Source organism: Celeribacter sp. SCSIO 80838 (genome assembly GCF_056498065.1).
In genome coordinates, this window is the sequence record NZ_JAZKMA010000001.1 from 1,705,828 (window position 1) to 1,727,058 (window position 21,231).

The following is a 21,231-nucleotide window of genomic DNA, read 5'->3' on the forward strand; positions in this document are numbered from 1 at the left end:
GCGGAACACATGCGTTACATTTCCACCCGTGGCCAAGCGCCGGTGCTGAACTTTGAAGAGGCCATGCTGACGGGCCTTGCCTCCGACGGCGGGCTTTATGTGCCCGAGACCATTCCGACTCTCACCGAGGCGGAGATCGCCGGGTTTGCGGGGCTGTCTTATGAAGAGGTCGCCTTCCTTGTGATGAAGCCGTTCATCGGCGACACGTTCACGGATGCGGAATTCAAAGAGATCATCGCCAAGGCTTACGCCGGGTTCAAACATGACGCCCGCGCGCCTTTGGTGCAGTTGGGGCCGAACCATTTCCTTTTGGAGCTGTTCCACGGCCCGACGCTGGCGTTCAAGGATTTCGCCATGCAACTGATCGGCCAGCTGTTTCAGGCCGCGCTCTCGCGCTCCGGCAAACATGTGACCATCGTCGGGGCGACCTCCGGCGATACCGGCTCCGCCGCGATTGAGGCGTTCAAAGGCCTGTCCAACGTCGATGTCTTCATTCTTTTCCCGCATGGTCGGGTGTCCGATGTGCAGCGTCGCCAGATGACGACGCCGCCGGAGGCCAATGTTCATGCGCTGGCCGTCGAGGGCGATTTCGACGATTGCCAAGCCGCGCTGAAAGAGATGTTCGCCGATCACGACTTCCGCGAGGGCGTCAAACTCGCGGCCGTCAACTCGATCAACTGGGCGCGGGTGCTGGCGCAGGTGGTGTATTATTTCACCTCCGCCGTCTCGCTCGGCGCGCCGCATCGCAAAGTGTCCTTCACTGTGCCGACCGGCAATTTCGGGGATATTTTCGCGGGCTACATCGCGAAACGCATGGGGCTGCCGATCGACAAGCTGGTGATCGCGACGAACCAGAACGACATTCTGCACCGCACCATGGTGACCGGCGCCTATACGAAAGAGGGGGTGACGCCCTCGATTTCGCCCTCGATGGACATTCAGGTGTCGTCGAATTTCGAACGTGCGCTGTTCGATGTCTATGACCGGGAAGGCGCCGCGATTGCCCAGCTGATGACCGAGCTGAAATCCGGCTCTTTCGCGATTTCCCAAGGCGCGATGGATCGCCTGCGCGAGACTTTTACCTCGGGGCGGGCGTCGGAGAACGAGACCATGGCGACGATCACCGACATGTATGCGCGCACCGGAGAAGTGCTCTGCCCGCATACGGCTGTGGCCGTCAAGGTTGGCGAAGAGAACCTCTCGGACGTGCCGATGATTTCGCTTTCCACCGCACATCCGGCGAAATTCCCCGCCGCCGTAGAAGCCGCCTGTGGCATCCACCCGGCGCTGCCGCCGCATATGGCCGACCTGTTCGAGCGCGACGAGCGCTTTACGGTTGTCCCGAACGATCTCGAAGGGCTGAAAACCCTGATCAAGGAGCGTCTTGCTTGAGCCCGCGCATTCACACCCTGCCCAACGGGTTTCGCATCGTCACCGAGCTTCAGCCCTCGATGCAGTCGGCCTCCATCGGCGTCTGGGTCATGGCGGGCGGGCGGCATGAGCGGCTCGAACAAAACGGCATTGCGCATTTTCTCGAACATATGGCCTTCAAAGGTACGCATCGCCGCACGCCGCTGGAAATCGCCGAAGTGCTTGAAAACGTGGGCGGGTATCTCAACGCTTACACCTCGCGCGAGGTCACGGCCTATTACGCGCGGGTGCTCAAAGACGACGTGTCTCTGGCGCTCGATGTGATCGGGGACATCGTTCTCAATCCGATTTTCGATCCGAAAGAGTTGGAGCTCGAGCGCGGTGTGATCCTGTCGGAAATCGGGCAGGCGCTCGATACGCCGGACGATGTGATTTTCGATTGGTTGCAGGAGGCAACCTTCCCGAAACAGGCGCTGGGCCGGACCATTTTGGGCCCTGCCGAGCGGGTGCGGAGTTTCACGCGCGACGATCTCGCAGGGTTTGTCGAAGAGCATTACAGCCCCGAGCGCATGGTGTTGTCGGCTGCGGGCAATATCGACCACGACCGGATCGTCGCCGAGGCCGAAGAGATTTTCGGCGGGCTCAAACCGCATGGTCGCGATCATGCCGATCCGGCGATTTTCGAAGGCGGCCAATATCGCAAGGTCAAGAAACTCGAACAGGCGCATTTTACGCTCGCGTTCGAAGGTCCAGCCTACCGCGACGAGGACATCTATATCGCCCAGACCGCGACCACCGCGCTGGGCGGCGGCATGTCGTCGCGCCTGTTCCAGGAGCTGCGCGAAAAGCGCGGTCTTTGCTATACGATCTACGCGCAATCCGGGGCCTATTCCGACACCGGCCTGACCACGATTTATGCGGGCACGTCGGGCGATCAGATCAAGGATCTGGCGGAAGTCACAATCGACGAGATGAAACGCGCCGCCGAAGAGATGACACTCGTGGAAGTGGATCGTGCGCGGGCGCAGATCAAGGCCGGATTGCTGATGGGGCTGGAAAGCCCGTCGTCGCGCGCCGAGCGCAATGCGCGGATGATCGGCATCTGGGGACGCATCCCGGCGCTTGAGGAAACCGTCGAGCGGATCAATGCGGTGACGGTGGATAACGTGCGGGAATTCCTTGTGAAAACCGGTATGGGTAAGGCCTCCATGGCGCTTTACGGCCCGGTCAAAGCCGCGCCCGAACTTGAGCATCTGCGCGAAAGGTTCGCGGCCTGATGCTCAAGCGCCGTCTCAAGGTGAAGATCGACACGGAGCGCATGGTCCTACGCCTGCCGCAACATGCCGATTACCGCGCTTGGGCGGCGTTGCGGGCGGAAAGCCGCGACTTTTTGCAGCCCTGGGAGCCGACCTGGGCGGCGGATCATCTGACGCGCAAGGCCTTTACCAATCGCGTCTTCTGGGCGGAGCGGACCTATAAGGCGGACACCGGCTTGCCGGTGTTTCTGTTCCGCCGCGACGACGAGGCTTTGGTGGGGGCGCTGACGCTGGATAACATCCGGCGGGGGCCTGCACAGGCGGGGACCATCGGCTATTGGATCGGCGCGCGTTACGCCCGTCAGGGATATATGAAAGAGGCCATTGCGGCGGTGGTGCATCATGCCTTCACCAGGCTCGATCTGAGCCGGATCGAGGCGGCCTGTCTGCCGGAAAACGCCGCCTCGCGGGGGGCTTTGGAGAAGGCCGGGTTCAAATACGAAGGCGTTGCGCAGGCGTATTTGCAGATCAACGGGCGCTGGCGCAACCATGTGCTTTATTCCTCTCTGCGGCACGACCGGCGCGGGCCGACGGATGTCGGGCTGGCCTGATTGCGGCGCTGAAACCTCTGTCGGCAAAGCGTCGGATTTCTGTCGGACTTTTGTCGGACCCCTTGCGCGGGCGCTGCTTCTTTCCGTGTGAGCCGCTTTGAGCTACATCCGGGGGAAAGGAGTTCCCGATGACCCAACCCGCCACACCCGAATTTCTCGACCGGCTTGATGCGGCCCTGCCGCCCGGCACGCTGCGCGAGCGGCGTCCCGGCGAGTTGGAAGACCCGCGCGGGCGCTATCACGGGCAGGCCGCAGCGATCGCTTGTCCGAAGACGGTCGAAGAGGTCGCCACCGTGGTGCGGCTTTGCCACGAGGCAGGCGTGGGCATCGTGCCATTGGGCGGCGGCACCGGATTGGTCCTTGGTCAGATCGCCCATGAGGGGCCGGCGCCGGTGGTTCTGTCGCTGGAGCGGATGACCCAAATTCGCGCGGTCTATCCGCAGGAGAACATGATCGTCGCGGAAGCCGGGGCGATTTTGGCCGATGTGCAGACCGCGGCGGAAGAGGCGGGGCGGCTCTTTCCGCTCTCCTTGGGCGCGGAGGGGACCTGCCGGATCGGGGGGAATCTCTCGACCAACGCGGGCGGGCTCAATGTGCTGCGCTATGGCAATGCCCGCGAGCTGTGCCTTGGCATTGAGGCCGTGCTGCCGGATGGGCAGATTTTTCACGGGCTGAAACGGCTGCGCAAGGACAACACGGGCTATGACATCCGCAACCTTCTGATCGGGGCGGAGGGGACGCTGGGCGTGATCACCGCTGCGGCGCTGCGGTTGTTCCCAAGGCCGGAGCGCATGGCTGCGGCGATCCTTGTGGTGCCGTCTCCGGCGGCGGCGCTGGAGCTTTTGAACATGGCACAGGGGATTGCCGGGGAGGGAATCTCGGCCTTTGAGCTGATCTCTGGCATGGGGCTGGAGTTCTTGGCCGAAACCGTGCCCGAGATTCGCCAGCCGTTTGAGACGCGGCCCGACTGGTGTGTGTTCATGGATCTGGGCGTCTCGGGCGCATCCGACCCGGACGAGATGCTCGCCACACTGTTTGAGCGCGCCTTCGAGGCGGGGTTGGTGAGTGACGGGGTGATCGCGGGGAGCGAGGCGCAGCGGCAAGAATTCTGGACGCTGCGGGAGACGATCCCCGAGGGCAACAAGCGGATCGGGTCGATCTCGTCGCATGATATTTCCATTCCGCTCTCAAGGATTGCGGCGTTCATCCCGGAGGGGATTGAGCGGCTTTCGACACTGGGCGATGTGCGGGTGAATGCCTTTGGCCATCTGGGGGACGGCAACCTGCATTACAACGTGTTTCCGGCAAAGGGGCGGGACCGGTCGGAATATGAGAACATTCGGGCCGAGGTGAAGCGCGTGGTGCATGATCTGGTCGCGGAATACGACGGGTCGTTTTCGGCCGAGCATGGCGTTGGACGGCTCAAGGCCGAAGATCTGGAGCGCTATGGCGATCCGGCAAAATTGTCAGCGATGCGGGCGATCAAGGCGGCGCTCGATCCGAAGGGGATCATGAATCCGGGCGCGGTTTTGCGGGGCTAAGGGGGCTGAGTATTTCAGCCATCAGAAAGCCCGATGTCCGCTTGGATGACTCTCTGAGGTCGCGTTAAGGTTCATCTGATTAAGGTTGATGTAGGGAAGGGCGCACAGAAAAGCGCACAGAGAAAAGCGCCCTGACCGGGGGGCGATCAGGGCGCGGGATGTGAGTGCTCACATGTGGTGCAGACAGCGTTCCGGCTCCTCGGAACAGGCACAGCTTTATGTTCGATTCCTTACGAAAGCGTTTAAAGCCCTTCGAATTGGCAGAGGGCGTGGATGTCGTAGCCGAGATCTTCCAGACGTTTGCGACCGCCGAGGTCCGGCAGGTCGATGATGAAGGCGCAGCCGACGATTTCGCCGCCCAGACGTTCGACCAGTTTGATCCCGGCCTCTGCGGTGCCGCCGGTGGCGAGAAGATCGTCGACCACGAGGATTTTCTCGCCGGGCTGGATCGCGTCGTCATGGATCTCGACCACGGCCTCGCCATATTCGAGCGTGTACTCTTCGGAGATCACAGCACCCGGCAGTTTGCCCTTTTTACGAATGGGCACGAAGCCGATGGAGAGCTGATGCGCGATGGCGCCGCCGATGATGAAACCGCGGGCTTCGAGGCCGACCACCTTGTCGATGCGCTGGCCGACGTAAGGATCGAGCACCTGGTCGATGGCAAGCCGCATGCCGCGCGGATCGGCAAAGAGCGTGGTGACATCGCGGAACAGGATGCCCTCGTGCGGGAAATCGACGATGGTGCGGATGTAATCCTTGACGGTTTTCATGGTCGTTCTCTTTTTTCAGGCTCTGTCAGGTGGTGCGGCGCAGCGTGGCGGTCAAGGCCCCCATGCCGAGGAGCGCGATACCGCCCGCGCGGGTCATATTGCGCAGGGCACGCGGGCGCTGGATGCGTTGGCGCATACGATTGGCGAGGAGCGCATAGGCCAGCGCATTGAGGGTGGCGAGGGTGACGAAGGTCGCGATCAGCACGGTGAACTGGGGCGCGATGGGCGCGGAGGGCGTGATGAACTGCGGCACGAAGGCGATGAAGAAGCCGATGGATTTCGGGTTCAGCGCGGTGACCGCAGCGGCATGGGTGAACACCTGTTTCGAGCTGACATGGCCCATCTGTTCGACCGTGCCGAGCGTGGCGTGGGGGGCGGATTTCAGCATCTTGAAGCCGAGGTAGAAAAGGTAGATGGCGCCGACCCATTTGAGGGCGGTAAAGGCGGTGGCCGAGGCCATCACCAGCGCGCCCAGCCCCAGAAGCGAGGCGGTCATGGCGACGAAATCGCCAAGTGCGACGCCCAGAGCGGTGGCAACGGCGACGCGTTTGCCCTGGGTGAGGGCGTAGGACAGCACCAGAAGGATCGTCGGGCCGGGGATCATCAAAAGCGCGGTGGAGGCGGCGACAAAGGCCAGCCAAAGGTCGAAGGGCATCGGGTTATCCTTTCAGAACACGACCTGCGACGGTCGCCAGTTTCTCGATCATCGCCGGATCGCGTTTGTCTGGCGCGGTCATGATCGCATAGTCCAGCGCGCGGTCGCAGCCGAAGGGGCAGGGCTCATAAGCGCCGCCCAAAAGCTCGGGGAGTGCCGCGACGAGGGATTTGGCGTGTTCCGTGTTGGCCTTCAGCGTCTTGAGAATGTCGGTGATCTGCACCGCGCCGTGGTCCGGGTGCCAGCTGTCGTAATCGGTGACCATGGCGATGGAGGCGTAGCAAATTTCGGCTTCGCGGGCGAGTTTGGCCTCCGGCATATTGGTCATGCCGATCACGTCGCACCCCCAGTCCCGGTACATCTTGCTTTCGGCCATGGAGGAGAACTGCGGCCCTTCCATGGCGAGATATGTGCCGCCCATATGAACCGTGACGCCCGTGGAGCGCGCGGCCTCGTAGGCGATGCCGGACAGGCGTTCGCAGACCGGGTGGGCGACGGAAACATGCGCGACGCAGCCGGTGCCGAAGAAGCTCTTTTCGCGCGCAAACGTCCGGTCGATGAACTGATCGACGATGACGAAATCGCCGGGGGCCATTTCCTCGCGGAACGATCCGACGGCGGAGACGGAGAAAAGATCGGTGACACCCAGCTGTTTCATCGCATCGATATTGGCGCGGTAATTGACGGTGGAGGGCGAATGGACATGGCCGCGTCCGTGACGGGGCAGGAAGACCATTTTGACGCCCTCAAGCGTGCCGGTCAGAAGCGCGTCGGAGGGATCGCCCCACGGGGTCGAGACGGCCTGCCATGTGGCCTCCTCCAGCCCGTCGATCTCATAGACGCCAGAGCCGCCCATCACGCCGATTACACGCTGTTGCTCCGCCATGCCCGTCTCCTATGCTGTTCGGCCCAACCTTGCGGCGCTGAGGCGGGGCGCGCAAGGGGGATATCTTACAATTGCCAAAAGGGAATACTTCGTAAGCCTCTGGCTTCAATCCGTGCTTGCCGCGCATCGTCGTCGCGGTTTCGTCCGCTGAAGAGCTGCAAGGTTTTCAGTGAGACTGGGAGCTGGCCGTTTTCAATAGTGTCGAGGTTCAGTGCTGTGCGGCCAATGGATATGCCTTCCAATTGCGACAGATGCTCCAAACCCTCCAAGTGCTCAAGTGATTTGCAGTTGTAGATAAGGATTTTCCTGATCGACGTGTTGTCTGGCCCAAACCGTATCTCTCTGAGCCTCGCCTGATCTTCGATCTGGAGCTCTGTCAGACCGGGAAAACGGCTCAAATCTCCCAAATCTGAAACGCCTCGGACACGGATGAGGGACAGTTTTTTCAATTTGGTATGGGAGAGTGCATTGAAGTTGTCGGCGCTTCCCAAGAGGAACTCCAACTCTTCAAGGGCCGGCGCATTGCGGAGCGTGGTGTAGTGTCCGTTTTTGGTGGGCGAGAGACGTAGTTGTTTCAGGTTCGGTATCGCGGAAATCGCCTCAAAGCCGTCCGTGTGTTTCCCAATGGTCAGTTCGGTGAGCCGTTGAAAATTCGCGAGAGGTGCGAGGTCCATCCTCGGCTTCTCGATTTCGCCGATATGAAGCCCAGTCATGCAGGAGCTATCCATCTGCCCCAGCAAGTCCCTTGGGCAGGTTTTGTAAGCTCCGAGCGTGAGTTTTTCGAGCGGGTCTCGCTCAATGAGCGCCTCGAACCCGTCGATGGTCTGAAAACAGTCGAGGCAGATCTTGCGCACTGACGGCGTTTTCCTAAGCAGGTGCGCATCGAAATGCTCTGTCGGATAGTAGCTGTAGAAACGCAGGGTAAAGTCTATAGCGGCTTGGCGTGCAAAACTCTCCACGACTTCAAGCGCATCGGGTGCGGGAGGTTTGGAAAACTGGACCGTGACGTGGTGTGTTTGAGACATTTCCGGGAGGCGTGTCGCGATCTCTTGTGCCGAGGCATCGGTCAACCGGTTGGGAGAGGTAAAAAACTTCATTTGAAACACCATGAGAATATCTAGGTGAAACCTGACACGCTCGGTGCTCGGGGAACAAGATGCTTCTGAACCTTTCGCAAACGCAGCAAAGCCGTTATAGAGCCGATAACCGCACAAATCCTGACATCTGGGGGCCTCCCGTGATCCAATCCGCGCTCGCAAGTTTTGCGAAGAACCTCTCCATTACCTCCTCGCCCTCCTATCCACTGACGCCGAAACAAATCAAAACCGACCTGCTGTCGGGGTTGACCGTCGCTTTGGCGCTGGTGCCGGAGGCGGTGGCCTTTGCCTTTGTCGCGGGGGTGAACCCGCTGGTGGGTCTCTATGCCGCTTTCCTCATGGGGCTGATCACGGCGCTGATCGGTGGGCGGCCGGGGATGATTTCCGGGGCCACGGGGGCGATTGCCGTGGTTTTGGTGAGCCTCGTGGCGCAGCATGGGGTCGAGTACCTGTTCGCGACCGTCGTGCTCATGGGCATCCTGCAAATCCTCGCAGGGATTTTCCGGCTCGGCAAATTCATCCGCCTTGTGCCGCATCCGGTGATGCTGGGCTTCGTCAATGGCCTCGCCATCGTGATTTTCCTGGCTCAGATGACGCAATTCAAAGAGCCGGGGACGGATCATTATATGTCCGGTCTGCCTCTGATGATCATGCTGGCGCTGGTCGGTCTGACCATGGCGGTGGTGCATTTCCTGCCGAAAGTCACCTCGATCATCCCGGCACCGCTGGCGGGTATTCTGGTCACCGCAGGTGTGGTGATTGCCTTTGGCATCGACGTGCCGCGCGTCGGCGATATGGCGACGATCAAGGGCGGGCTGCCGCAGTTCCATATCCCTGCCGTGCCGATGTTCGAGAGCATGGACAGCTTTGTCGCGACGCTCAAGATCATCTTCCCCTATGCGCTGATCGGCGCGGCTGTGGGCCTCATTGAGAGTCTTCTGACCCTCAACCTCGTGGGAGAGATCAAGGGCGAGCGGGGCGGCGTGTCGCAGGAATGCGTGGCGCAGGGCACGGCCAATGTCGTCACCGGCTTTTTCGGCGGCATGGGCGGTTGCGCCATGATCGGCCAGTCGATGATCAACGTGAAATCCGGCGGACGCACGCGGCTTGCGGGCATCACGGCGGCGGTGTTCCTGTTGCTCTTCATCGTGGTCGCCAGCCCGCTGATCGAACAAATTCCGCTCGCGGCCCTCGTGGGTGTGATGTTCATGGTGGTGATCGGCACCTTTGCGTGGAACTCGTTCAACGTCATGCGCAAGGTGCCGCGGGTGGACGCGTTTGTCATCGTGCTCGTGACCGTCGTGACCGTGTTCGAAGACCTCGCGGTCGCCGTGATCGTGGGGGTGATCGTCTCGGCGCTGGCCTACGCGTGGCAGAACGCCTCGCGCATCCATGCCAAAACCTATGAGACGCCGGAAGGGGCGAAGGTCTATCAGATCCAGGGCCCGCTGTTTTTCGGCTCGGTCGAAGGCTTTCTTGAGATGTTTGACCCCGCACATGACCCGGCCATGGTGATCGTCGATTTCGGCGACAGCCGGGTGGCGGATCAATCCGCGCTCAACGCGATCGAAAGCTTGGCCGCGAAATATGAGGCGCAGGGCAAGGAAATCCAACTGCGCCACCTGTCGCGCGACTGTCACCGGTTGTTGAAAAACGCGGGTCATCTGATGATCGACAGCGACGACGACCCGGATTACGAGGTCGCCACCGACTACTCGGTGCGCACCGGGGTGTTGGGCGCCGGGCACTGAGCCCGAATATTCGATAAAGACAAGAAAAGGGGCCCTGGTGGCCCCTTATGCGTTTCCTTTGCTGGAAAAATACTCAGACAAACTCCGTCATTGGGGATTAATCATTCGGGCGCGTCAGTTCGAACACTTCGGTGATCTCGGCGTAATCGCGATAGCCGAGGCGCGACAGCATCCGGGCGTGGACGACATCGAACCGCCCGTCGATGACGCAATCCTCGCGCATGTGGATGCCGACGACCTCGCCGAAAATCGCGAAATTGTCCTTGCCTTCGAGTGGCACGATCTGGGTCACCTTGCATTCCAGAGAGGCCGGTGCGTCCTCGACACGGGAACAGGCGATGTCGCGGCAGGGGGCGCGGAGCGCGCCGGAATGGGCGAATTCGTCCTCCTCGAAACCGAGTGCCTCGGAGGAGGCGTTCATCACCGCGATCTGGTTCGCGCCCACGAGGTTGACGCAGAATTCGCCGGTTTCCCGGAGGTTGCGCAACGAGTCCTTGGCGCCGACGGTGGAGAACATCACCTGCGGCGGGATATAGGCGACGGCGTTGAAGAAGGAATAGGGCGCGAGGTTTTCATGTCCGCTCGCGGAGCGGGTGGAGATCCAGCCGATGGGGCGGGGCGACACGATGGCGTTGAACGGGTTGTGTGGCAGGCCATGGCCGTCTTTGGGGCGGTAGAACATTGTGCGGGACCTCTTCTTCGCGTTGCCCCTCATGTAGCGTCGTGCTAGCAGGATTTCGAGCAAAACCAGCAGGCTGCAAGCCCTGCGGCGAGAAATGAGGCGGATGTGTACAAGCTCGACGTGGAAACGGACGCGGATTGGTGGGAGGTCGAAGCCCTCTATGACACCTGTTTTGCCCCCGGACGCGAGCTTTTGTCGTCTTATCGCCTGCGCGACGGCGTGCCGAAGGTTCAGGATCTCTGTCTCATTGCCCGCGATGAAAACGGCGTTCTGGCCGCCGCGATTCGGTTCTGGCCGATCCGCATCGGGGCGGGGGAGCACCGTGCGCTTCTGCTTGGCCCCGTGGCTGTGCACCCGACGCGGCAGGGCGAGGGGCTTGGCGGCATGTTGATGACCGAGTCGATGGCGGAGGCGGTGCGTCTGGGCTGGGACCGGGTGATGTTGGTGGGCGATGCGCCCTATTACAATCGTTTTGGCTTTGAGAAGCTCGACCATGTCCAGATGCCGCCGCCCACGAACCCCGACCGGGTTTTGGGCGTCGCGTTGCGTCCCGGAGCCTGGGACGGGGTCGAGGGGCTTGTCCACAAGGACGACTGATCCCATCTAAGGGATATGATGAAAGAATTGCCGCCCCTCACCGATGGCTCTCATGCCGTGTTGCAAGCCCCGACGCCGGAGGCGATCCGGGCGCTTGCGCGGCGTCTCAAACGCGCCAATCACCCCGGAATGCAGCTTTTGAACATGGTGGGCGGCACCGCCGACGGGTTGTTCAACAAACTGCCTGCGCCGGTGCGCGGGCAGTTGGAAGGTGCAACGATGTCGGCGCTTGAACTGGCCTTTGACGGGGCCTCGCGCGGGCGGCGCAACGTGAAGGGCAACGCATGGTTGTCGCGGGCGGTGACCTCGGGGCTTGGCGCGCTGGGCGGGGCCGGGGGCTTGCCGACCGCTTTGGCCGAATTGCCGGTGACGACGACGGTGCTTTTGCATGCGATTCAGGTGGTGGCCGAGGAACACGGCTTCGACCCCGACCGCGAGGATGTGCGCAAGGCCTGCATTCAGGTCTTTGCCGCCGCCGGTCCTCTGGAGGCGGACGACGGGGCCGATCTCGGGTTTCTGGCGGCGCGCACGACGCTGACCGGTGCGACGCTCAACGGCATCATCGCCAAGGTTGCGCCGAGGCTGTCGGTGGTGCTGGGGCAGAAGCTTGCGACCCAGACCATTCCCGTTCTGGGCGCGGTGGCAGGGGCGGCGACGAATTACGCCTATACCGCCTATTATCAGGACATGGCGCATGTGAGCTTCGGGCTTCTGCGCATGGCCGAGGACAGCGATCTGGGCTTTGACGCGCTCAAGGAGATGTTGCGCGTGGAGATGAAGCGCTAACGCGTTTCAGGTGACGAAACCGCGCTCCGCGAGGTGATCGGAGAGCGCCTTGCGCACCGATTGTGCGCCGCTCGCCGCGGCCTGATCGATCACCGCCGCCACTTCGTCGAGGTCCAGACGCCGCAGCATCGCCTTCACCGGGCCGATGGAGGCCGGGCGCATCGACAGGGTGCGCACGCCCATGGCGGCGAAGGCCACCGCTTCCAAAGGCCGTCCGGCATCCTCGCCACAGAAGGACACGGGCGTGTCGAACTGATCGCAGCGGGCGACGATCTGGCGGATGAAGCTCAGGAAGGAATAGTTCAGCGTGTCGTAGCGCTTGCGCACGCGTTCGTTTTCGCGGTCGGCGGCGAAGAAGAACTGCTTGAGATCGTTGCCGCCGATGGAGATGAAATCGGTTTCCTCGAAGAACCGGTCGGGGGCGAAGGCCAGCGACGGGGTCTCCAACATCGCGCCGACTTCGAGCGAGGCGGGCAGGACATGGCCCAGTTTGCCTTCGCTTTCCAGCACGGTGGCGAGCATGGCCTTGGCTTCGCGGAATTCGTCGAATTGTGCCACGAAGGGGAACATGATGGTCAGCGGGCGGCCCGCAGCGGCGCGAATGAGGGCCTGCAACTGCATCCGCATGACGCCGCCCCGGTCGAGCCCGACGCGAATCGCACGCCAGCCCATCGCCGGGTTCGGTTCGTCCTGCGGTTTCATATAGGGCAGCACCTTGTCGGAGCCGATGTCGAGGGTGCGGAACACCACGCGCTTGCCCTTGGCGGCATCCATGACGCGGGCATAGAGCGAGGCGAGATCGCCGCGTTTCGGAACCTTGTTGCGGATCAGGAACTGCAATTCGGTGCGAAACAGGCCCACGCCCTCGGCGCCGGAGGTGGCCAGTGACGGCAGATCCGCCATCAGACCGGCGTTCATGTGCAGCGCGATATGTTTGCCGCAGAGCGTCTGGGCCGGGAGCCCCACGAGACCGGCATAGCGTTTCTGCGCTTCGGCCTGCATCGCGATCTTGTCGCGAAAGGCGGTGGCGACGGTTTCTTCGGGACGCAGGTGCACCACGCCCTGATCGCCATCGATGAGGATGGTATTGCCGTTGAGCGCCTCTGTCGTGATGCCTTCGGCATGAATGACCAGCGGGATCGCCCAGGCGCGGGCGACGACGGCGGCATGCGAGCCGACGGAGCCCTGCTCCAACACGATGCCCTTGAGATCCTTGCCGTAGTCCAGAAGCTCGCCGGGGCCGATGTTGCGCGCCACGAGAATGGGGTTTTCGGGCATTTCGGCACCGGTTTCCTTGCCCTGCCCGGTGAGGATGCGCAGAAGCCGGTTCGACAGGTCGTCGAGATCGTGCAGTCGCTCGCGCATATAGGGGTCGGGCACGGTGGCGAGACGGCTGCGCGCGGCGCTTTGTTCTTTTTCGACGGCGGCCTCGGCGGAGAGACCGCGCCCGATGTCCTCTTCCATCCGGCGCATCCAGCCACGGGAATTGGCGAACATGCGATAGGCCTCAAGCACCTCGCGCTGGTCCTTGTCGGAGGGTTCGACACGGGCAAGCATGCTGTCGACGGAGATCCGCAGCTTGTCCACCGCTTCGCGCAGTCGCAGGGATTCGGCCTCCGGGTCGTCGGCCACCGGGTTGGTGATCACGACGCGCGGTTCGTGGAGATAGACATGGCCTTCGGCGACGCCCTCCTGACCGGTCAGGCCGCGAAACAGCACGGGGTGGGTATGGAGCGCGCCCATGCCGCCCTCGTCGCCGACGAAGGCACCGAGTTCTGTCATTTCGGCGAGCACCATGGCGACCACTTCGAGGGCGTAAACCTCATCGTCGGTGAAGGCGCGGGCCTCTTTCGACTGGACGACGAGAACGCCGAGAATTTCGCCAAGACGCTGGATCGGCAGGCCGAAGAAGCTGGAATAAATCTCCTCGCCTGTCTCGGGCATATAGCGGAACCCCGGCTCGGCAGGGGCGTCGGCGGTGTTGACCATGCAGCGGGTGCGGGCGACCCGGCCCACGAGGCCTTCGCCGATGCGCATCCGGGTCTTGTGCACCGCTTCGGGTTTGAGGCCCTCGGTGGCGCAAAGTTCGAGCGTGTCCTTGTCGCGGAACAGGTAGATCGAGCAGACCTCGGTCTGCATGCTGTCGGCGATCAGATGGGTGATGCGATCGAGGCGCGCCTGCCCGGCGCTGTCCTCGGCCAGAGTGTCCCTGAGCCGGCCCAGAAGCTTCCGGCTTTCGCTCTCCATATTGTTTGGCATGTCCCCGCCGGTCCTCTCGCGCGCCTTGCTTTGGGCGTCGTCTTCTTAGAGCACAGATGTGGGGATTGCCCAGAGGAAATCAACCTCTGCGGGCAGGGTGAGCGTGAATTTGCGTGGAAAAAGTGCAGAAAAATCCGGGAGTTGCCTGTGCAAGTGCAGAAAGTTTCGCCGCAGGTGCGATTTATGAGCCGGTTTTGTCGATCCGTCCGAGATGTGTGATCACAAAGGATTGGGGTGATTTCAACCCATAGCCGAGGGCGCGGTCGGCCCCGGCATGTCCGATCCAGAGGAGGCCGAGAGCGGCGAGCACTGGTTGCGCGAAGATCAGGCCGACAAGACCGATGCATGCGCCAAAGCCATAGAGATGCAGGAGATTATAGGCGAAAGCCCCGGCGCGGGGGCCGAAAGCATAGGCGGCAAAGGACAGGTCGGGGGCGAAGAACAGGGCGGCCATGGCCCAGGGCGACAGAGGGAGGCCGAGGTGTCTGAGCGCGAAAAGCGCAGCGACGCAGATCAGGGCACCCTCGGCGCGTTGCCAGAGAATCGTCTCACGCATGGCGGTCTCCTTTGTCTTCATGTGGGGGCGATCGGACAAAAGAAACCCCCCGTGCGAGGCGCGGGGGTTTCATGTGATCGGCAAGGATGGCCCAGATCAGGCCTTGTCGAGCTCGAAGGCGTCGTGCAGGGCCTGCACGGCCAGCTCGGTGTATTTGCGGTCGATCAGCACGGAGATCTTGATCTCGGAGGTGGCGATCACCTTGATGTTGATGCCTTCGTCGCGCAGCACTTTGAACATTTTCGCGGCGACGCCCGACTGCGAGCGCATGCCGATGCCGACGAGGGAGATCTTCGCCACGTTCATGTCGGAGATCAGTTCGCCGAAGTTCAGATCGCCCTTGGCCTTGGCCTCGTCGAGCGCGGCCTCGGCGCGTTTCACCTGATCCATCGGGCAGGAGAAGGTCATGTCGGTGCGACCCTCTTCCGAGATGTTCTGGATGATCATGTCGACATTCACACCGGCCTCGGCCAGCGGGCCGAAAATCGCGGCGGCGATGCCGGGACGGTCGGCGATGGAGACGAGGGTCATCTTGGCTTCTTCGCGCGACGAGGCGATGCCGGAGACAGGTTTGTTTTCCACGATATCCTCCTCGGCACAGATCAGCGTGCCGGCATTGGGGTTATATTCCTCGAAAGACGACAAGACGCGCAGGCGTACGCCGTAGCGCATGGCCAGCTCGACAGAGCGGGTCTGAAGCACTTTCGCGCCGAGGGAGGCCATTTCCAGCATCTCCTCGAAGGCGACTTTTTCCATCTTGCGGGCTTTGGATTCGACCCGCGGGTCGGTGGTATAGACCCCGTCCACATCGGTGTAGATGTCGCAGCGCTCCGCCTCGAAGGCGGCGGCGAAGGCCACGGCGGTGGTGTCGGAGCCGCCACGGCCCAGCGTGGTGATCCGGCCCTCGGGCGAAATCCCCTGGAAGCCGGCCACAACGGCGACCTTCATGCCCTCGGCGAACTTGGCCATGATATTGTCGGTCGGGATTTCTTCGATCCGGGCGGCGGAATGCGCGGAATTGGTCTTGAGGGGCACTTGCCAGCCCTGCCAGCTGCGCGCGGGCACGTCCATTTCCTGCAAAGTCAGCGCCATGAGGCCTGCGGTCACGTTCTCGCCCGAGGACACGACGGCGTCATATTCGCGCGCGTCATACATCGGCGAGGTGTCGTTCACGAAGCCCACGAGCTTGTTGGTTTCGCCCGACATGGCCGAGACCACGACGATCACGTCATAGCCATTGGCGACTTCGCGACCGACGCGCTTGGCGGCGCGTTTGATCTTGTCGAGCGTTGCGACGGACGTGCCGCCGAATTTCATCACGAGAATTGGCATTTTTGCCCGGTTCCCCCGTCTCAAACTGGTCACGGTTCTCTAAGTGGCAAAGGGGCAAAGCGCAAGGGTGACGGTTGTGTGACGCCGTTATTTTTAAGCCGGATCGGCCTCAATAGGCGTGGGCCCGCCCGTCCCATGTCTCGAAACAGCCGGTTGACGCAAGCGAGAGGGCTTCGAAGCGGTCCGAGAGGCCGGTGGCCGCCGCTTCGGGCGTGATCTCCGCGCCAGCGCCGCCCATGTCGGTTTTCACCCAGCCGGGATGGTAGATGCCGACGGCGATGCCTTCGGGGCGCAGATCGGTCGCGAGGTTGCGCCCGAGATTGAGGGCGGCCGCCTTCGAGGACCGGTAGATATAGGAGCCCCCCGGTGCGCGGGTGTGCGAGGCCATTTGCGAGGAAATGATCGCGATCTTGCCCTGTGCGGCACGGAGCGCGGGGAGAAAGGCCTGAATGGTCAGAAAGACGCCGGTGACGTTCACCGCGAATTCCATGGCCCACATCGTGGCAGGGTAGCCGGTCGCAAGGGTTTGGCCGCGGTCGAGATAGAGCCCGGCGTTGCAGACCAGAAGGTCGATGGGGGTGCCGGAGAGCGTTTGCGCCAGTGCGGCGGGGCCTTGCGGGTCGGTGACGTCGAGCGGGTAGAGCCCGTCGCCGCCTTTCGTGGAGGTGCCGATGGTGTCAAAGCCCCGGGCGGTGAGTTCGCGGGTCATGGCGGCACCTATGCCGCGGGAGGCGCCGGTGATCAATGCGGTGGGCATGGTATCTGTCCTGAGGGTTCGTTCCGGTGTGGCAGACACATAGAGCGCCGCGAAGAGGGGGCAACCGGGTCAGTTCATTTTCCGTTTCGGTGTAAACGGCAGGGGCAAAACCGGCACGCCGTCTTCGATCAGCGCCTTGGCTTCGTCGAGTTTCGCCTCGCCATAGATGGCGCGGGCGGGGGCCTCGCCCTCGTGGATCTTGCGGGCCTCGGCGGCGAATTCGACACCGACGTAATCGGAATTGGCCTCGACCTCGGCGCGCAGCTTGGCGACCGCCTGTTCGATCTGCTCAGGGCTGGGAGGCGGAGACATGTCGGGCGCGGGCGTGGCGGGCGGCGTCCCTTGTGCGGGGGCGTCGGCGCGGCTCCGCGAGGTGCTGACCCGGGGCGCCATGATCGCCTTTTCGACATCGGTCGCGCCACAGACCGGACAGCTCACCTGTCCGCTGGCGCGCAGCGTGTCGAAGGCGTCCGCCGAACGGAACCAGCTTTCGAACTGGTGGCCTTCGGCACATTTGAGGCTGTAGCGGATCATGGTCGGGGCGGGGGCTGGGGTGTCTCTGATGCGGGTTTGCAAGTGCCCCAGACTAGCCGCCCTTGGGGGGCTTGGCAATCTGATTGGCGGCCTGATTGGCGGCGGCTCCGTGGTTCAGAGTTTGTAATGTCTGGGATCGAAATGCCGGATGATCTGCGCCAGTTCCGGTTCGGCGACGAGGCTTGCGGCTTTTTTCTGGGACACCCATTTGCGTTTGCGTTCGTGCATTTCCGGGTATTTGTCGAACACCCAGCGGGCCTTGAGCGGAAACACCGCGACGACGCAGGGTTTCGGCAAACCGCCCTCGCGCGGGGTTTTCAGGTAGGAATAGAGGCCGATGCAGATCGGCGCAGGGCGCCCCTTGACGCCGGCTTCTTCCCAGGCCTCGATCGCCGCCGCCTGAACCGGGGTTTCGCCATGCATCGGCCAGCCCTTGGGGATGATCCAGCGCTTGCTGCGCCGGGATTTGACCAGAAGCACCTGCAATTTGTCCTTGCGCTGACGCCAGATCAGCGCGCCGAACTGCGTGCGCACCCCGTCTTTCCCGCCCCGGCCCAGTTTGACCGGAAGTTGTCTGGCTCTGATCAATGACACCTGCTCGAAATCCTCCGACGCCGCTGCATCTGCGGCCTCCCAACCGGCAGATGTGCAACAGACTAGCGCATGAGTAACAAGCTCATGTGACGGCTGAAAAGCAAAAACGTCCGTGGCTTAGGCCAGCGCCTGCAATTTGGGCAGATCGGCCAGCGCGTTCCAGAACGCCTCCTGCCGCATCTGGGCGGCGCGCAGCGGCGTGAGGGCGGTGTGGGCGTTCTGTGCCATTTGGGCGGCGGCCTCGGGATCGGCCATCAGCCGGGCGGCGGCGGCGGCCAGACCGGCGGCATCCGTCACCTCCACAGCGCCGCCGATGTCCGCCAGCGCCTGATAGGCGGCGAGGTGGTTGGAGACATGCGGGCCATACAGCAGGGCGCAATCGAACTGCGCCGGTTCGAAGGGCGTGTGGCCGCCGCGCGGGCCGAGGGAACCGCCGACGAAACAGAGCCCCGCAAGCTGATACCAGAGCGCCATCTCGCCCAGCGTGTCGGCGAGATAGACCGGCGCGGCGGCGGGATCGTCGTTCAGGGAGCGGCGGGCGAAAGCGAGCCCCGCGCGGGTCAGCTCCTGCGCCACCGCATCGCCGCGCCGGGGATGACGGGGGGCGAGGATCAGGCGGGCGTCGGGCTGGCTCTGACGCAGCAGACCATAGGCTTCGAGCAGCACGCGCTCCTCGCCCTCATGGGTGGAGGCGGCCAAAAGCGTTGTGGCATGCGGGAAATGCGGGCGCAGCGCGGCAAGTGCGGCTTCGGGGGCAGCTTGCAGATCGACCGTGGTCTTGAGGTTCATGCGCGGCAACAGGCGGTCGGTGGGCAGACCCAGTTGCAACAGGCGTTGCTCGGAGGCGGTGTCCTGCGCCGCCAGCCGGGTGATCGCGCCGATGGTCGTGCGCATGGTCGGGCCGAAGAGCCATTGCATGTGGGACCAGCGCCGGGCGGTGCGCTCCGACATGCGCGCGCCTGCGACGATCACCGGGATGCCGCGTTTTTTCAGGACCGTGAAGCGATTGGGCCAGATCTCGTTTTCCAGCGAAATGAGGGCGGCGGGGGCGTACATGTCGAGAAAATGCCGCAGCACCGGGCGCAGGTCCATGGGCGCGAGCCGCACCTGCACGCGCGGCAGATGCCATTTGCGCACCATGCGCCGGGCGCTCACGGTGTTGACGGTGACGAGAATCTCGAGCCCGGGCGCGCGGTTCAGCGCCTCTTCGATGAGGCTGCGCGCGGCGGTCAGCTCGCCGTTCGAGGCGCCATGCACCCAGAGCCGGGTGGCGCAGGACTGCGGATGGCGCGGGATGCCTGCGGCAAATCGTTCCGCCAGATCGCGCGGCTTCTCGCGTCCTCGCAGCACTTGCCGCAGCAGGGCCAGCGCGAAGATCGGGCTCAAAAACAACAGAAAGGCACGATACAGCAGCAAAACATCGCCTCGGGTGACAAAAGGTCTCTCCCGCTTACGACGCGGATCGCTTTCTTGGCAAGGGTTGATGGAGGAAGGACGGCGGGTTTGGCGGCTGTGCGCGCGGCGGTCAAACCCGGTTCTGGAATTGGAATTGATCTAAGTCATAGTTTGGAATTGGAAGGATTCTAGGTTCGTTCACAGACGCGCGATCGTCAAACTGCATTCTATTATGCGAGGGAGAGATTAATGAGACTTGCACCGCGTATTGCCCTTTTGACCAGTGCCGCTGTTCTGGGGGGCACGGTCGCATCGGCAAATGAGTTGAGAGACACTGCGCTCGAATTTTTCAAACCGCTTCCCTCCACGGTGCCTGCCGTGGCGGACAACCCGATCACCGATGAGAAAATCGACCTCGGCAAGGCGTTGTTCTTCGATCCGCGCCTGTCGGCCTCCGGTGTGTTTTCCTGCTATTCCTGCCACAACCTGACCACGGGCGGCGATGACAACATGGAAACCTCGGTGGGGCATGGCTGGCAAAAAGGCCCGCGCAACTCGCCGACCGTGCTGAACGCGGTGTTCAACGTGGCGCAGTTCTGGGACGGTCGTGCGGATGACCTGAAGGCACAGGCCAAAGGTCCGGTTCAGGCCGGTGTCGAAATGGCCAACACGCCGGAAAACGTCGTCGCGACCCTGTCGTCCATGGGGCAATATGTCGAATGGTTCGAGGCCTCCTTCCCGGATGAGGCGGAACCTGTCACCTTCGACAATATGGCCAAGGCGATCGAGGCTTTCGAGGCCACGCTGATCACCCCGGCGCCGTTCGACAGCTGGCTCAATGGCGACGATAATGCGCTGACCGAAGAGCAGTTGGCCGGTCTTGAAATGTTCATGGACAAGGGCTGCATCGCTTGCCACTCCGGCGTCAATGTCGGTGGCGAGGATTACTATCCCTTCGGTCTGATCGAAAAACCGGGGTCTGACATTCTGCCCGAGGGCGACCGTGGCCGGTTTGCCGTGACGGATACGGTGGATGACGAATATGTCTTCCGCGCCGGGCCGCTGCGCAACATCGCGATGACCGCGCCCTATTTCCACTCCGGCAAGGTCTGGGATCTCAAGGTGGCGGTGCAGATCATGGCGGAAAGCCAGCTGGGCGAAGAACTGACCGATGAAGAGGCCGACAAAATCGTCGCCTTCCTCGGCTCGCTGACCGGCGAAGTGCCTGAGATCACCACGCCGATCCTGCCGGCCGAAACCGCGACGACCCCGCGGCCGACGGCGGAAGTCATCGTGGAATAACGCTTTTGTGCGGCTCCGGGCGTGTCCGGGGCCGTGCCGTCACAGAGGCTCCCGCCTGCGGGGCAGACCTGGATGCGTCCCTGTCCGGTTCTGTTCCGCAAGCGGGGGCCTTTTGCGTTACGGGGCTTCCTGCGGGTCGGTGGCAGGGGTGTCTGGGCTTCGCGCGAGAAACATCTGCATCAACCGCATCCCGATCCGGTCGATCAGGGCGGACAGTTCGTCCTGACCCTCGTGGTGATACTGCGTGCTCATTTCCAGCAGGCGGTCGATCAGCGCGCTGTCCTGCGCATGCAAGTCCGGCAGGGGCTGCGGGGCGTCGAAACGTGGCGAATGCGTGCGGTTGTCGCTGGGGCCAATCGGGGCGGTCACGAAAGCAAGCCGCAACTGACCCGGAGGGGCGGCGATGACCATGCGACGTGCCTTGGCAGGGGAGGGAAGGCTCATGGGACACTCCTGTACAAACACCTGAGATCCGCCCCGGTGGGGCGCAGACAGG

General features: G+C 62.8%; 21 protein-coding genes. 8 read left to right on the forward strand and 13 right to left on the reverse strand.

From position 1 onward, the window contains the following. The first annotated feature begins 9 nt into the window (after positions 1–9). From thrC to V1475_RS08495, 4 genes are all read left to right on the forward strand, one after another. On the forward strand, positions 10–1,392 hold the full coding sequence (thrC, locus tag V1475_RS08480) for a threonine synthase (RefSeq protein WP_479412396.1): 1,383 nt from the start codon (positions 10–12) through the stop codon (positions 1,390–1,392). Beyond that, positions 1,389–2,648, forward strand: a complete 1,260-nt coding sequence (locus V1475_RS08485; RefSeq protein WP_434288593.1) for a M16 family metallopeptidase — start codon at positions 1,389–1,391, stop codon at positions 2,646–2,648. Before thrC ends, V1475_RS08485 begins: the two co-directional genes overlap by 4 nt. Then, positions 2,648–3,238 (forward strand): GNAT family N-acetyltransferase, encoded by a 591-nt coding sequence (locus V1475_RS08490; RefSeq protein ID WP_434288592.1) that lies wholly within the window; start codon positions 2,648–2,650, stop codon positions 3,236–3,238. Before V1475_RS08485 ends, V1475_RS08490 begins: the two co-directional genes overlap by 1 nt. Before the next feature lie 128 nt (positions 3,239–3,366). Next, positions 3,367–4,779: an FAD-binding oxidoreductase gene (locus tag V1475_RS08495; protein ID WP_479412397.1), complete on the forward strand. Its 1,413-nt coding sequence runs from the start codon at positions 3,367–3,369 to the stop codon at positions 4,777–4,779. A gap of 242 nt (positions 4,780–5,021) precedes the next feature. Here the strand turns inward: V1475_RS08495 and V1475_RS08500 are convergent, their stop codons facing one another. The 4 genes from V1475_RS08500 to V1475_RS08515 all read right to left on the reverse strand — a co-directional run bounded on the left by V1475_RS08500 (position 5,022) and on the right by V1475_RS08515 (position 8,190). Further along, positions 5,022–5,552 (reverse strand): adenine phosphoribosyltransferase, encoded by a 531-nt coding sequence (locus V1475_RS08500; protein ID WP_479412398.1) that lies wholly within the window; start codon positions 5,550–5,552, stop codon positions 5,022–5,024. A gap of 25 nt (positions 5,553–5,577) precedes the next feature. Then, on the reverse strand, positions 5,578–6,207 hold the full coding sequence (locus V1475_RS08505; RefSeq protein WP_479412399.1) for a LysE family translocator: 630 nt from the start codon (positions 6,205–6,207) through the stop codon (positions 5,578–5,580). Positions 6,208–6,211: 4 nt separating this feature from the next. Further along, positions 6,212–7,093, reverse strand: a complete 882-nt coding sequence (locus V1475_RS08510) for an S-methyl-5'-thioadenosine phosphorylase (protein WP_479412400.1) — start codon at positions 7,091–7,093, stop codon at positions 6,212–6,214. A gap of 65 nt (positions 7,094–7,158) precedes the next feature. After that, a complete protein-coding gene (locus tag V1475_RS08515; RefSeq protein WP_479412401.1) occupies positions 7,159–8,190 on the reverse strand; it encodes a leucine-rich repeat domain-containing protein in 1,032 nt (343 codons plus the stop codon). Positions 8,191–8,330: 140 nt separating this feature from the next. Between V1475_RS08515 and V1475_RS08520 the strand changes: the two genes are divergently transcribed. After that, a complete protein-coding gene (locus tag V1475_RS08520) occupies positions 8,331–9,941 on the forward strand; it encodes a SulP family inorganic anion transporter (protein WP_479412402.1) in 1,611 nt (536 codons plus the stop codon). A 97-nt stretch (positions 9,942–10,038) separates the two neighbouring features. Here V1475_RS08520 and V1475_RS08525 read toward each other — a convergent pair whose 3' ends face one another. Further along, complete coding sequence (locus V1475_RS08525) at positions 10,039–10,623, reverse strand: flavin reductase family protein (RefSeq protein WP_479412403.1); 585 nt, start codon at positions 10,621–10,623, stop codon at positions 10,039–10,041. A 105-nt stretch (positions 10,624–10,728) separates the two neighbouring features. Between V1475_RS08525 and V1475_RS08530 the strand changes: the two genes are divergently transcribed. Both V1475_RS08530 and V1475_RS08535 read left to right on the forward strand, forming a co-directional pair. Further along, positions 10,729–11,220, forward strand: a complete 492-nt coding sequence (locus V1475_RS08530) for a GNAT family N-acetyltransferase (protein WP_434288583.1) — start codon at positions 10,729–10,731, stop codon at positions 11,218–11,220. A gap of 15 nt (positions 11,221–11,235) precedes the next feature. Then, positions 11,236–12,006, forward strand: a complete 771-nt coding sequence (locus V1475_RS08535) for an EcsC family protein (protein ID WP_479412404.1) — start codon at positions 11,236–11,238, stop codon at positions 12,004–12,006. Between the two features lie 6 nt (positions 12,007–12,012). Here V1475_RS08535 and ptsP read toward each other — a convergent pair whose 3' ends face one another. The 7 genes from ptsP to V1475_RS08570 form a co-directional block, all read right to left on the reverse strand. Then, on the reverse strand, positions 12,013–14,265 hold the full coding sequence (gene ptsP, locus V1475_RS08540) for a phosphoenolpyruvate--protein phosphotransferase (RefSeq protein WP_434288580.1): 2,253 nt from the start codon (positions 14,263–14,265) through the stop codon (positions 12,013–12,015). A gap of 181 nt (positions 14,266–14,446) precedes the next feature. Further along, positions 14,447–14,821 (reverse strand): DUF4260 domain-containing protein, encoded by a 375-nt coding sequence (locus V1475_RS08545; RefSeq protein WP_479412405.1) that lies wholly within the window; start codon positions 14,819–14,821, stop codon positions 14,447–14,449. 96 nt (positions 14,822–14,917) lie between these two features. Further along, positions 14,918–16,153: an aspartate kinase gene (locus V1475_RS08550; protein ID WP_479412406.1), complete on the reverse strand. Its 1,236-nt coding sequence runs from the start codon at positions 16,151–16,153 to the stop codon at positions 14,918–14,920. 109 nt (positions 16,154–16,262) lie between these two features. Then, positions 16,263–16,910 carry an SDR family NAD(P)-dependent oxidoreductase gene (locus V1475_RS08555; RefSeq protein ID WP_434288576.1) on the reverse strand — a complete coding sequence of 216 codons (648 nt, stop codon included), beginning with the start codon at positions 16,908–16,910 and terminating at the stop codon, positions 16,263–16,265. 69 nt (positions 16,911–16,979) lie between these two features. Beyond that, positions 16,980–17,444, reverse strand: a complete 465-nt coding sequence (locus tag V1475_RS08560) for a DUF1178 family protein (RefSeq protein ID WP_479412407.1) — start codon at positions 17,442–17,444, stop codon at positions 16,980–16,982. A 114-nt stretch (positions 17,445–17,558) separates the two neighbouring features. Continuing rightward, positions 17,559–18,038: an NUDIX hydrolase gene (locus tag V1475_RS08565; RefSeq protein WP_096806808.1), complete on the reverse strand. Its 480-nt coding sequence runs from the start codon at positions 18,036–18,038 to the stop codon at positions 17,559–17,561. 117 nt (positions 18,039–18,155) lie between these two features. Beyond that, positions 18,156–19,454: a 3-deoxy-D-manno-octulosonic acid transferase gene (locus V1475_RS08570; RefSeq protein WP_479412408.1), complete on the reverse strand. Its 1,299-nt coding sequence runs from the start codon at positions 19,452–19,454 to the stop codon at positions 18,156–18,158. Positions 19,455–19,682: 228 nt separating this feature from the next. On the opposite strand from V1475_RS08570, the gene V1475_RS08575 reads away from it, so the two are divergent. After that, on the forward strand, positions 19,683–20,735 hold the full coding sequence (locus V1475_RS08575; protein WP_434288572.1) for a cytochrome-c peroxidase: 1,053 nt from the start codon (positions 19,683–19,685) through the stop codon (positions 20,733–20,735). Between the two features lie 117 nt (positions 20,736–20,852). Here the strand turns inward: V1475_RS08575 and V1475_RS08580 are convergent, their stop codons facing one another. After that, on the reverse strand, positions 20,853–21,179 hold the full coding sequence (locus V1475_RS08580; protein ID WP_434288571.1) for a hypothetical protein: 327 nt from the start codon (positions 21,177–21,179) through the stop codon (positions 20,853–20,855). Between the last annotated feature and the right edge of the window lie 52 nt (positions 21,180–21,231).

What these genes read in the sequence shown, in the direction of transcription:
- thrC (WP_479412396.1), top strand. Translation starts at nt 10, where the DNA reads ATGCGTTACATTTCCACCCGTGGCCAAGCGCCGGTGCTGAACTTTGAA.
- V1475_RS08490 (WP_434288592.1), top strand. Translation starts at nt 2,648, where the DNA reads ATGCTCAAGCGCCGTCTCAAGGTGAAGATCGACACGGAGCGCATGGTC.
- V1475_RS08495 (WP_479412397.1), top strand. Translation starts at nt 3,367, where the DNA reads ATGACCCAACCCGCCACACCCGAATTTCTCGACCGGCTTGATGCGGCC.
- V1475_RS08500 (WP_479412398.1), bottom strand. Translation starts at nt 5,552, where the DNA reads ATGAAAACCGTCAAGGATTACATCCGCACCATCGTCGATTTCCCGCAC.
- V1475_RS08505 (WP_479412399.1), bottom strand. Translation starts at nt 6,207, where the DNA reads ATGCCCTTCGACCTTTGGCTGGCCTTTGTCGCCGCCTCCACCGCGCTT.
- V1475_RS08510 (WP_479412400.1), bottom strand. Translation starts at nt 7,093, where the DNA reads ATGGCGGAGCAACAGCGTGTAATCGGCGTGATGGGCGGCTCTGGCGTC.
- V1475_RS08515 (WP_479412401.1), bottom strand. Translation starts at nt 8,190, where the DNA reads ATGAAGTTTTTTACCTCTCCCAACCGGTTGACCGATGCCTCGGCACAA.
- V1475_RS08525 (WP_479412403.1), bottom strand. Translation starts at nt 10,623, where the DNA reads ATGTTCTACCGCCCCAAAGACGGCCATGGCCTGCCACACAACCCGTTC.
- V1475_RS08535 (WP_479412404.1), top strand. Translation starts at nt 11,236, where the DNA reads ATGATGAAAGAATTGCCGCCCCTCACCGATGGCTCTCATGCCGTGTTG.
- ptsP (WP_434288580.1), bottom strand. Translation starts at nt 14,265, where the DNA reads ATGCCAAACAATATGGAGAGCGAAAGCCGGAAGCTTCTGGGCCGGCTC.
- V1475_RS08545 (WP_479412405.1), bottom strand. Translation starts at nt 14,821, where the DNA reads ATGCGTGAGACGATTCTCTGGCAACGCGCCGAGGGTGCCCTGATCTGC.
- V1475_RS08550 (WP_479412406.1), bottom strand. Translation starts at nt 16,153, where the DNA reads ATGCCAATTCTCGTGATGAAATTCGGCGGCACGTCCGTCGCAACGCTC.
- V1475_RS08555 (WP_434288576.1), bottom strand. Translation starts at nt 16,910, where the DNA reads ATGCCCACCGCATTGATCACCGGCGCCTCCCGCGGCATAGGTGCCGCC.
- V1475_RS08560 (WP_479412407.1), bottom strand. Translation starts at nt 17,444, where the DNA reads ATGATCCGCTACAGCCTCAAATGTGCCGAAGGCCACCAGTTCGAAAGC.
- V1475_RS08575 (WP_434288572.1), top strand. Translation starts at nt 19,683, where the DNA reads ATGAGACTTGCACCGCGTATTGCCCTTTTGACCAGTGCCGCTGTTCTG.
- V1475_RS08580 (WP_434288571.1), bottom strand. Translation starts at nt 21,179, where the DNA reads ATGAGCCTTCCCTCCCCTGCCAAGGCACGTCGCATGGTCATCGCCGCC.